Consider the following 9,311-nt stretch of genomic DNA (forward strand, 5'->3'; position numbering starts at 1 on the left):
ACAGGAGCAAGAACCGGAGATCTATCCGCCATCCCTGAACCGGTTGGTGATGGGATAACGGCGGTCGCGGCCGAAATTCTTTTTGGTGATCTTCACGCCGGGCGCCGCCTGCCGGCGCTTGTATTCGGCGATGTAGAGCAGGTGCTCGACGCGCGTCACCGTCGCCCTGTCATGGCCGCGCGCAACGATCTCGTCGACACCCATCTCGTTCTCGACCAGACACTCCAATATGTCGTCCAGCACCGGATAGGGCGGCAGCGAATCCTGGTCCGTCTGGTTCTCGCGCAATTCCGCCGAGGGCGCCTTGTCGATGATGTTGTTCGGGATCACCTCGCCGGAAGGGCCTAGCGCGCCCGGCGGCACGTGGCCGTTGCGCCAGCGCGCCAGCGCATAGACCTGCATCTTGTAGAGGTCCTTGATCGGATTGAAGCCGCCATTCATGTCGCCGTAGAGCGTGGCGTAACCGACCGACATCTCGCTCTTGTTGCCGGTGGTGACGACCATCGAGCCGAACTTGTTGGAGATCGCCATCAGGATGGTGCCGCGTGCGCGGCTCTGCAGGTTCTCCTCGGTGATGCCTTCCTTGGTGCCCTCGAAAAGCTGCGTCAGCGTATGCAGGAATCCCTCGACCGGCTCGAAGATCGGCACGATGTCGTAGCGGCAGCCAAGCGCGCGGGCGCAGTCCTCGGCATCCTTCAGTGAATCCTTCGAAGTATAGCGATACGGCATCATCACGGCGCGCAGCCGCTCCTCGCCGAGCGCGTCGACGGCAAGCGCCGCACAGATCGCCGAATCGATGCCGCCGGAAAGGCCGAGCACGACATTCTTGAAACCGTTCTTGTTGACGTAGTCGCGCAGGCCCAGCATGCAGGCGCGATAATCGGCCTCCTCCTTTTCCGGGATCTTCGACATCGGTCCGTCGGAGCAGATCCAGCCCTCAGGATTATTTCCATTTTGCGCGCCTACGGCGCGGTTCCTCTTCCAGGTGGTGACGTTGACCGTCTCCTCGAACTGGCTCATCTGGAAGGCCAGCGTCTTGTCAGAACCTATGGCAAACGACGCGCCGTCGAAGATCAGCTCGTCCTGGCCGCCAAGCTGATTGGCGTAAATGATCGGCAATCCGCATTCGATGACCTGACGAATGACGATCTGGTGGCGGACATCGACCTTGCCGCGATAGTAGGGCGAGCCATTCGGCACCAGCAGGATTTCCGCGCCGCTTTCGGCCAGTGTCTCGCAGACGGCGACATCGCCCCAAATGTCTTCGCAGATCGGAATCCCTAGGCGCACGCCGCGGAAATTGACCGGCCCCTGGATTTCAGGACCAGCCTGGAACACGCGCTTCTCGTCGAACTCACCGTAATTCGGCAGATCGAGCTTGTAGCGCTCGGCAAGGATCTTGCCGCCATCGGCAAAGATGATCGAGTTGTGCGTGCCGCTCTTGCGCTTCAGCGGCGTGCCGATGATGACACCCGGCCCGCCATCGGCGGTATCCCTCGCAAAGTCCTCCGCCGCCCTCTCGCAGGCCTTCAGGAACGCCGGTTTCAGCACCAGATCCTCGGGCGGATAGCCCGCGAGGAAAAGCTCGGTGAACAGCACGAGGTCGGCGCCCTGACGGGCGGCATCCGCCCTCGCCTCGCGCGCCTTGGCAAGATTGCCTGATATATCGCCGACCGTCGGGTTGAGCTGGGCGACGGCGATGCGCAGAATGTCAGGGGCGGTCTTGTTGGTCATGCCTGCTGACTTAGCGCGGTAAAATTCGCCGGGCAATGGCGTTCGTTTGGACCACTGACCGATCGACGAATGTCGATCGTGTCAGACCGATCGAACGTCGATCGGCCTACTCGCCCATATATTCGCGCAGTGCCTCCGGCGAATGGTTCTCGCCGATCGACATCGCCAGGATGCGGGAAATATGCCGACGCGGCAGGCCGGTTTCGCCCACCCAGGCATTGATCTGGTTCTGGATCTTGTCGAGATCCCTCTTCGAGGTTGGGCTCTCGGCGATGTCAAGGCCGGCATCGCGCAGCGCCGCCGCCATGTCGGCCGAGACGATGAAGGCGTCCCACTCCAGCCACCGCAAGAAATACTGGCCGGTGTTACCGCCGAGCCGGCTGCCATGCTTGCCGAGATAGGCCATCAGGCCAACCTGGTCGTCGGCCGGCCAATCGGCGAGGAATTTGCCGAAGCCGCCATGCTCCTTCGACACGCGCTCGACGAAGGCCGCGTTGTCGCGGACGGATTTGATCTTCTGCGGGTTGCGCACGATGCGCTTGTCGGCGGTCAGGTCGTGCCAGAAATCGTCCGGCTGGAACAACAGCCGCTTCGGCTCGAAACCGAGAAACGCCTCTTCGAAGCCCGGCCATTTCTGCTCGATGACGCGCCAGACGAAGCCGGCGGCGAAGACCCGTTCGGCCATGGTCGACAGAATGCGGTCGTCCGCAATCTTTGCCACGGCGGCGTTGTCGGGCAGAGGCCCCAGCAGCGACGTCAGCGCCGCTTCCCCGCCTTTGCGTTTGGCCGCGCGGGCGCGAATTTTCGCGAAATCGGGCATCTTATCTCCACCTCACGCCGCGCTTTTGACGGAACGGCATCTTCCTATATGGAAACAAGACTGCCAAGCCGATGCTTTTCGTATGGAGACATCCATGAACAAGACCGTGCCCGAACTGGCCAACCGTTGGCTGGGGCTAGAACCGGAGAACTTGAGCGAACCTGAGAGGCGAGTGCTGCAGAGCGCCGTCGATCGCCAGCCGGTATCGCAGAACATCAATGACAGCCTCGCCGGCGCACAGAATGCGGGCGACCGGATCGCCGACGCCATCGCGCGGGTCGGCGGCTCATGGACATTCATCCTGTCCTTTATCGCCTTTCTGACTCTCTGGATCGGCGCCAATTGGTGGTTCCTGGGGCGCGCTTCATTCGACCCTTACCCCTTCATTTTCCTCAATCTCGTCCTGTCGATGATCGCCGCCCTGCAGGCGCCGGTGATCATGATGTCGCAAAACCGTCAGGCCGCGCGCGACCGCATCGACGCCGCCCACGACTACGAGGTCAATCTCAAGGCCGAGATCGAGATCATGGCGCTGCATGAAAAGCTGGACGAACTGCGCCACAGCCAGATCATCGGCATGCGCGACGAGATCGCGCGGATGGCCGAACAGGTGAAGCGGATCGATGAGATTCTGTCGAAGCAGCGGACGCGTTCATGACGGACGCCATCCATAATCTCATCGAGCAGTATGGGTTGATCGCCGTTTTTCTGGGCTGTGTCGCCGAGGGCGAAAGCGCCGCCCTCCTCGGCGGTTTTTTCGCGCATCAGCATGTCTTCGTCCTGTGGCAGGCCTTCCTCGCGGCGGCCAGCGGTGCCTTTGTCGGCGACACGCTCTTTTTCATCCTCGGTCGAAGCTTCGCCGATCATCCATCCGTTCTCAAGCTGAAGGCCAGGCCGGGCTTCAGTCATGCCTACCGTCTCGTCTCGTCCCACCCCAACATCTTCGTGCTGTCGAACCGATATATCTATGGCTTGCGCCTGGTGGGCGGCATCGCCGCCGGCTTCTCGAGCATAAGTGCGACGCGCTTTGTCATTCTCAACACCCTCTCATCAGCGGTCTGGGCCGCATTGTTCGGCACCATCGGCTATGTTTTCGGACTGGGCGCCGAGCGCATCATCGGCCAGGCGCTGGCCCGTCACGAACGTCTGCTGGTGGCTCTGGCCATCGGCTTGGGCGTAGCCGTCCTGGCCTGGCTCATCGCTCACGCCATTGCCAAAAAGGAGCGTGGCAAGGAAATGTGAGGATCGACCAAGACCTGACCTCATCTTGCTCCAGGGTGTCAGCACATCTCAGAATCAAGTCCATCAGCGGAGTGAACGCAATGACCGACAAGACGTCCACCAAGCCAACGAGGGCTGCAAAGAAGGTCGACACCAAAGAGGTTCCTGCGAAGCCGGTTCTCCTTTCAGGCGGCAACCCTCAGATCCCAAAGGGATACGGCGACGCCCCCGTGCAGGCTTACATCGCGGCCATGCCGGGCTGGAAAAGCGACATCGGGCGCCGCCTCGACGCGCTCATCGTGCGCACCGTCCCCGGCGTGCACAAGGCAGTCAAATGGAACTCGCCATTTTACGGCATCGAGGGCCAGGGCTGGTTCCTGTCGTTCCATGTCTTCGCCCGCTACATCAAAGTGACCTTCTTCCGAGGCACGTCGCTGCGTCCTGTTCCTCCCGGCGAGTCCAAGCACAAGGACGTGCGCTACCTCGACATCTACGAGGACCAGTTCGACGAAGCTCAGTTCGCTGCCTGGGTGAAGCAAGCCAGCCAGTTGCCCGGCGAACAACTGTGAGCGCATCGAAGGCCCTGATGGAGACGAGCGATGGTACCATGTGCCGACTAGCGACATTCAAGTGACGGCGAACGACAACAACCCTAGAGAAAGCGACATCACCATGAAGAAAAGCAGCCCGGAGGCAGAAGCCTCTCCCTCTCAGCTGATCGATGCGAGAATTGAGGAGCTGAGTGATTGGCGGGGCAAGATGCTGGCTCGGGTCCGGACCCTCATCAAGCAGGCCGACCCCGAAGTGGTCGAGGCCTGGAAGTGGCGAGGCGTTCCGGTGTGGGAGCACGCGGGAATCATCTGCACCGGCGAGACGTACAAGAATGTCGTGAAGATGACCTTCGCCAAGGGCGCCTCGTTGGAGGACCCTTCGGGCCTCTTCAACTCCAGCCTCGAAGGCAACACCAGGCGCGCCATCGATATCCATGAGAGCGACGAGATCGACGAAGAGGCGTTGAAGACGCTCATTCGCGCCGCCGTGGCACTGAACATTTCGGTGCGAGCTGCCGCTGGACGCGTCCGCTCGCAGAAAAAACCAAAGAGCGCCTGAAGTGCTAGATCGGTAGTCCCGTGATGCGCTCGATGATGGCGATGCCCCAGACGCCGGCGACGATCACCACCGAAATCAGCACCGCCAGCGAGCCGCAATCCTTGGCGAGCTGGATATCCACGTTGAACTCCCGGCTGAACGCATCGCAGGCAGCCTCGATGCCGGTATTCAGCACTTCGACCATGATCAGCAGCAGCACCGCGCCGATCAGCAGCGCATAGCCGCGCCACGATATCGAAACAAACCAGCCGAGCGGCAAGGCAAGCACGAGCAGCATCAGCTCCTGCTGGAAGGCCTTTTCGCTGGCGGCCAATTTCTGAAACGCCCGCACCGAATTGAAAAAAGCATCGATCAGCCGCTGCATGCGCAACCCCTTTCCGAATCACCGGCAGGGGATACCGCAATGGCCGGATCAATGGAATAAGGCGGCCTCGCCAAAAATCACTCGTTCGCCACCTTGATCGATGGAGCCGACGTCTCGAACTGTGGCAGCGCATCGTCGATCGAGTAATAGTCGCCCTTGTCGCCGACGAAGATATGGCTTTCACCGGAAAGGCCGGACGGCCTGTCGAAGGAGCCGGCCATGATCGAAATCGAGTCCAGCTCAGCGTGCTTCCAGAACAGCAGCGAGCCGCAGGTGCTGCAGAACCCGCGCTTGGCCACATCGGAAGCACCGTACCAGGTGAGCGCGTCCTTCCCTTCGATATCGATGTCGGCGTCCTTGGCGGCGGTTGCGGCGACGAAATGTCCGGTCTGCTTCCGGCACTGCGAACAATGGCAATAGACGACACCGCGCAGCCGACCCCGCGTCCTGAAGCGCACGGCTCCGCACAGGCATGATCCGCTGTGATTGTCACCCATCTCGGCCTCCAAACGAAATCGCCATCTGCCGTTCCATGGCAGCGGCATCCTTGCCAGGATTCCAGTTTTGCAGCGGCCGTGCCCAAGCAAATGCGACATGCGACGGGCATGTTCCGCACGGCACGGCTTGCACAAGGGGGCAGCCGCACGAGTAGCCTATCGAGCCAACCTCTTTCCATATGAATTTTTGTGCACTATATTTTCAACAGAAAGAGAAAGACACTCGCAATGCAACCTCATCTCGCCGCCAACACAGCCGAGAATACAGTCCTGACCAAGGCCACGCTGCGCGCCGCCGACCTGCTGGGCATTACCGCCAGGATGCTGGCCTCCATCATCGGAGTGTCGGAAGCCACGGTTTCGCGCATGCGCAGGCAGGAGTTCCTGCTGGAACGCGGAACCAAGCCGTTCGAGCTTGCCGTATTGTTCGTCCGCCTGTTCCGCTCGCTCGACGCCATTGTCGGCGGCGACGAGACCGTCGCCCGGGCGTGGCTGAAAAACGCCAATACGGCGTTCGACAGCACCCCGCTCGAAAAAATCGTAACGATATCAGGGCTTGTCGATGTCATCGCCTATCTGGACTCCCGACGCGCTCTCGTCTGAGGCCGCCAAACTCGATGGCAAGTGTTGGCTCGACGGCAAATACTGGCGCATGGTCGAGGCGCAGCACCGCGTCTCGACGCTGAAGATCGTCGATACGCTCGATGAGCAGGCCCTCCTCGAAGACCTGATCGAGGAAACCAAGCCACAAATCCCCTTGGAATGCCGACACCTCCATTATCTGCTGGCGACACCCTTCCGCTACGGCTCGATCTACCCGCACGGTTCGCGTTTCCGCCGCGCCGGCAGGACCAGGGGCGTCTACTATGCGGCGGAAACCATGATGACCGCCGTTTCCGAAATGGCCTTCTACCGCCTGCTGTTCTTCGCGGAATCGCCGGATACGCCCTGGCCGCGCGACGCCGCCGAATATACCGCCTTCGCCGCCGCGATACGCAGCACAAAGGTGATCGACCTGACGCGGCCGCCGCTCGACCGCGACGCGGCGGCATGGACGCACCCGACCGACTATGCGGCTTGCCAGAATATCGCCGATGTCGCGCGCGAGGCCAGGCTGGAGGCGATCCGCTATCGCTCCGTGCGCGACCCGAAAGGCGCCAATGTGGCGCTGCTGACCTGTCGCGGCTTCGCCAAGCCGAAACCGCTGGATCCCCACACATGGCGCATCCGGCTGGGCGGCTTCGGCGTGCAGGCGATCTGTGAGTTCCCGGAAAAGCGGATCGCGTTTTCCAGGACGGCCTTTGCCGCCGATCCCCGGCTCAACGGACTGCGCTGGGAACGATGAAAATCCGACGCTTGGTCCGACATACGGACTGACCCGTCAAAGTCGTCTACGAGACGGCGCCCGAGTAACTTGCGGCGTGTGGCGCTGCGCGACAGCGGCGGCAGCAGCTTTGCCGTGCCGCCGCGTACGACCGCGGGCTGGAAGAGCCGAGCGATGTCAGGCGAGCTTCCTGAGAAGGAAAACATCGTTGCTCGCCATGTCGTTCAGTGAGCACCTCAATACCAACTGAAGTTCCAGCTCTTGAACATTGCGGACGCTGACAGAAAGTCCATCCATAGACAGCCGCTCCAGAATATCCTTTCCGTAACGGCGAAGGTGGTCTTCCTGATAATAGACCCGCACGCGTTCGGAAGGTGGGAGGTCGCCTTCGATGGTTTTAGACCCCCAAAGAGGCACCTGAATCACGGCGATGCCGTTTGGGACGAGGATACGGCGGATTTCGCTCAGAGCCCTTCGGTCATCAGGGACGTGTTCAAGAACGTGCGAGCACCAGATGAGATCGTATGTGTTGTCCTCAAACGGCATGTCCTGAATGTCAACCTTATGCATAACTCGTGGATCCATGAGATCGGCAGTGTGGTACTCAGTGCAACTTCCCCTGAGCCATTTCTGGATCTCTGGTTCGGGAGCGAAGTGCAGAATTTTATCCATCTTGGCCGGAAGGGAATCCTTCAGAAGGATGTAAGCCAGCCTGTGACGCTCCGCGGACCAGCATGATGGGCATCGAGCGTCAAACCGGAAGAACGGGCCAGGTTTACCGGCAGAAAATTGGAATCCCGTCCACCCGCACAAGGGGCAATGCCTGTATTCACGAACCTTGCCCAATCCTCTCAGCGTCGCAGCATATGCCCGATTAAGGGCCACGATTTGAATCCGTTTCAACGTCGATTGAAGACTCCTCATGAAGACCTCCCGCAAGCTACGCGGTTCGTACTTTGACACTGGAGTCGGCGACAATAAAGGAATTGCTTGCAGCGTTTTGCTGAGATTTCACGTCCTGCTAACCATCAAGCTGTCGCATATCAAGAAAGCCAGATTGGGCAGTGATGCCGCGGTTGCGCCATTCCGGACCTGCACGGTGGGCGGTCGTATCTTGCCTCGAACGCTGCCGGCAGATCTGCACCGGTCTTGGGGCGTACACCTTTGCGTGGCGGATAACGGCTTCAGGTCATGGGCGTGAGTTCGACCGAGGGCGAGCGAACTTCCGCTCGGGGTCGGAACCGGCATTCCACCTCGGGATACCAACCGGATTGCCACCACTCGCCAAAACGACGTCGGCCCAAGACTCAACCGGCGGGTGCGTAACGCAGCAGCGTCACGCCCTGGGTAAGGTTTTCCATGCCCAGCGGCTTCAACCTCAGTGACAGGCCGGACTGGAAGTACGGCTTGCCGCCGCCCAGCACGACCGGGTGCATGTAGAGCCGGTACTCGTCGATAAGGCCAGATCGTGCGAGATGCGCGGCAAGATCGGCGCCGGCGACGGTGATCTGACCATCCGCTTCCGACTTGAGAGACCTTGCCACATCCTCGACATCCCCTTGCACCAGCCGGGCATTGGGTCCGACTTCCCGAAGCGTCGTCGAAAACACGATCTTTGGGGTCTCGCGCCAGGCGTGGGCAAAATCCACTTCGACGTCCCCGGTGCCGATTTCCCGGTCCGGGCTGTCCCAGAAGCGCATCACCTCGTACATCCGGCGCCCGCACAGCGCGATCGAGGTCTGTCTCATCATGTCGTTGAAATGCCGGTGCAGCCCCCCTTCGGGTACCGGCAAGGCAATGCTTCCGTCCGGCCCGGCGATGTAGCCGTCCAGGGACATCAGCATGGCATAGACGATCCTGGCCATCGGTGCCTCCGTTCTGTCCTCGCACAAAGATGCATAACCAATTGCACTTTGCAATCAGTTTATCGCACGCGTGGAATTCAACGCGGAACTTCGCGGGACCGGCACAACGAGGCCCGCTGGCTGAAAGAAGCGCCGGATTTCTCCCCTGCCCCTAGTTCTCGCTGCCGATCGACATCAGCCGCCAATCTCCAGGGTTTGCGATTAGCCATAAGCCACCATGCCTTCGTCATCCTGGGGCGGAGCAAGGAGCGAAGCGACGCGGCGCAGACCCCAGGATCCATGCCGTGACATCAGCCGAAGAATGCAGCGGCGCAGAACGGCGCTTGCATCCGCAACGGCGCCAGCTACCCTTCAACTATGACCGGCTATGCCTACA

At 60.8% G+C, this 9,311-nt stretch carries 12 protein-coding genes; 6 read left to right on the plus strand and 6 right to left on the minus strand.

Annotated elements, in window-relative coordinates; all coding sequences use genetic code 11:
• Window positions 1-21: 21 nt before the first annotated feature.
• Together E5X88_RS16100 and E5X88_RS16105 are read right to left on the minus strand one after the other, a co-directional pair.
• Window positions 22-1,734, minus strand: a complete 1,713-nt coding sequence (locus E5X88_RS16100; protein ID WP_292162910.1) for an NAD+ synthase — start codon at window positions 1,732-1,734, stop codon at window positions 22-24.
• 106 nt (window positions 1,735-1,840) lie between these two features.
• The gene (locus E5X88_RS16105) at window positions 1,841-2,554 is read right to left on the minus strand and encodes a DNA-3-methyladenine glycosylase I (RefSeq protein WP_292162912.1); all 714 of its coding nucleotides are present in this window, start codon (window positions 2,552-2,554) and stop codon (window positions 1,841-1,843) included.
• Window positions 2,555-2,648: 94 nt separating this feature from the next.
• Here E5X88_RS16105 and E5X88_RS16110 point away from each other — a divergent pair, with 94 nt between their 5' ends.
• The 4 genes from E5X88_RS16110 (at window position 2,649) to E5X88_RS16125 (ending at window position 4,885) form a co-directional block, all read left to right on the plus strand.
• Window positions 2,649-3,212, plus strand: coding sequence for a DUF1003 domain-containing protein (locus E5X88_RS16110; protein WP_292162914.1), 564 nt, complete (start codon window positions 2,649-2,651; stop codon window positions 3,210-3,212).
• Entirely contained in the window at window positions 3,209-3,796 is a 588-nt protein-coding gene (locus tag E5X88_RS16115) for a DedA family protein (RefSeq protein ID WP_292162915.1), read from the plus strand. Before E5X88_RS16110 ends, E5X88_RS16115 begins: the two co-directional genes overlap by 4 nt.
• Before the next feature lie 80 nt (window positions 3,797-3,876).
• The gene (locus E5X88_RS16120; RefSeq protein WP_292162916.1) at window positions 3,877-4,344 is read left to right on the plus strand and encodes a DUF1801 domain-containing protein; all 468 of its coding nucleotides are present in this window, start codon (window positions 3,877-3,879) and stop codon (window positions 4,342-4,344) included.
• A gap of 103 nt (window positions 4,345-4,447) precedes the next feature.
• A complete protein-coding gene (locus E5X88_RS16125) occupies window positions 4,448-4,885 on the plus strand; it encodes a DUF1801 domain-containing protein (RefSeq protein ID WP_292162950.1) in 438 nt (145 codons plus the stop codon).
• Between the two features lie 4 nt (window positions 4,886-4,889).
• Here the strand turns inward: E5X88_RS16125 and E5X88_RS16130 are convergent, their stop codons facing one another.
• Both E5X88_RS16130 and E5X88_RS16135 read right to left on the minus strand, forming a co-directional pair.
• A complete protein-coding gene (locus E5X88_RS16130; RefSeq protein ID WP_126041763.1) occupies window positions 4,890-5,249 on the minus strand; it encodes a diacylglycerol kinase in 360 nt (119 codons plus the stop codon).
• 77 nt (window positions 5,250-5,326) lie between these two features.
• Window positions 5,327-5,746 carry a GFA family protein gene (locus tag E5X88_RS16135; protein WP_292162920.1) on the minus strand — a complete coding sequence of 140 codons (420 nt, stop codon included), beginning with the start codon at window positions 5,744-5,746 and terminating at the stop codon, window positions 5,327-5,329.
• Window positions 5,747-5,974: 228 nt separating this feature from the next.
• On the opposite strand from E5X88_RS16135, the gene E5X88_RS16140 reads away from it, so the two are divergent.
• Complete coding sequence (locus E5X88_RS16140; protein ID WP_292162922.1) at window positions 5,975-6,349, plus strand: MbcA/ParS/Xre antitoxin family protein; 375 nt, start codon at window positions 5,975-5,977, stop codon at window positions 6,347-6,349.
• Window positions 6,309-7,091, plus strand: coding sequence for an RES family NAD+ phosphorylase (locus E5X88_RS16145; RefSeq protein WP_292162923.1), 783 nt, complete (start codon window positions 6,309-6,311; stop codon window positions 7,089-7,091). Before E5X88_RS16140 ends, E5X88_RS16145 begins: the two co-directional genes overlap by 41 nt.
• Before the next feature lie 156 nt (window positions 7,092-7,247).
• Here the strand turns inward: E5X88_RS16145 and E5X88_RS16150 are convergent, their stop codons facing one another.
• Complete coding sequence (locus tag E5X88_RS16150) at window positions 7,248-7,742, minus strand: class I SAM-dependent methyltransferase (RefSeq protein WP_292162924.1); 495 nt, start codon at window positions 7,740-7,742, stop codon at window positions 7,248-7,250.
• 635 nt (window positions 7,743-8,377) lie between these two features.
• Window positions 8,378-8,935: a dihydrofolate reductase family protein gene (locus E5X88_RS16155; RefSeq protein WP_292162926.1), complete on the minus strand. Its 558-nt coding sequence runs from the start codon at window positions 8,933-8,935 to the stop codon at window positions 8,378-8,380.
• Window positions 8,936-9,311: the final 376 nt, after the last annotated feature.

This window comes from Mesorhizobium sp. (assembly GCF_004962245.1).
GTDB lineage: Bacteria > Pseudomonadota > Alphaproteobacteria > Rhizobiales > Rhizobiaceae > Mesorhizobium.

What these genes read in the sequence shown, in the direction of transcription:
- E5X88_RS16100 (WP_292162910.1), bottom strand. Translation starts at nt 1,734, where the DNA reads ATGACCAACAAGACCGCCCCTGACATTCTGCGCATCGCCGTCGCCCAG.
- E5X88_RS16105 (WP_292162912.1), bottom strand. Translation starts at nt 2,554, where the DNA reads ATGCCCGATTTCGCGAAAATTCGCGCCCGCGCGGCCAAACGCAAAGGC.
- E5X88_RS16110 (WP_292162914.1), top strand. Translation starts at nt 2,649, where the DNA reads ATGAACAAGACCGTGCCCGAACTGGCCAACCGTTGGCTGGGGCTAGAA.
- E5X88_RS16115 (WP_292162915.1), top strand. Translation starts at nt 3,209, where the DNA reads ATGACGGACGCCATCCATAATCTCATCGAGCAGTATGGGTTGATCGCC.
- E5X88_RS16120 (WP_292162916.1), top strand. Translation starts at nt 3,877, where the DNA reads ATGACCGACAAGACGTCCACCAAGCCAACGAGGGCTGCAAAGAAGGTC.
- E5X88_RS16125 (WP_292162950.1), top strand. Translation starts at nt 4,448, where the DNA reads ATGAAGAAAAGCAGCCCGGAGGCAGAAGCCTCTCCCTCTCAGCTGATC.
- E5X88_RS16130 (WP_126041763.1), bottom strand. Translation starts at nt 5,249, where the DNA reads ATGCAGCGGCTGATCGATGCTTTTTTCAATTCGGTGCGGGCGTTTCAG.
- E5X88_RS16135 (WP_292162920.1), bottom strand. Translation starts at nt 5,746, where the DNA reads ATGGGTGACAATCACAGCGGATCATGCCTGTGCGGAGCCGTGCGCTTC.
- E5X88_RS16140 (WP_292162922.1), top strand. Translation starts at nt 5,975, where the DNA reads ATGCAACCTCATCTCGCCGCCAACACAGCCGAGAATACAGTCCTGACC.
- E5X88_RS16145 (WP_292162923.1), top strand. Translation starts at nt 6,309, where the DNA reads ATGTCATCGCCTATCTGGACTCCCGACGCGCTCTCGTCTGAGGCCGCC.
- E5X88_RS16150 (WP_292162924.1), bottom strand. Translation starts at nt 7,742, where the DNA reads ATGGATAAAATTCTGCACTTCGCTCCCGAACCAGAGATCCAGAAATGG.
- E5X88_RS16155 (WP_292162926.1), bottom strand. Translation starts at nt 8,935, where the DNA reads ATGGCCAGGATCGTCTATGCCATGCTGATGTCCCTGGACGGCTACATC.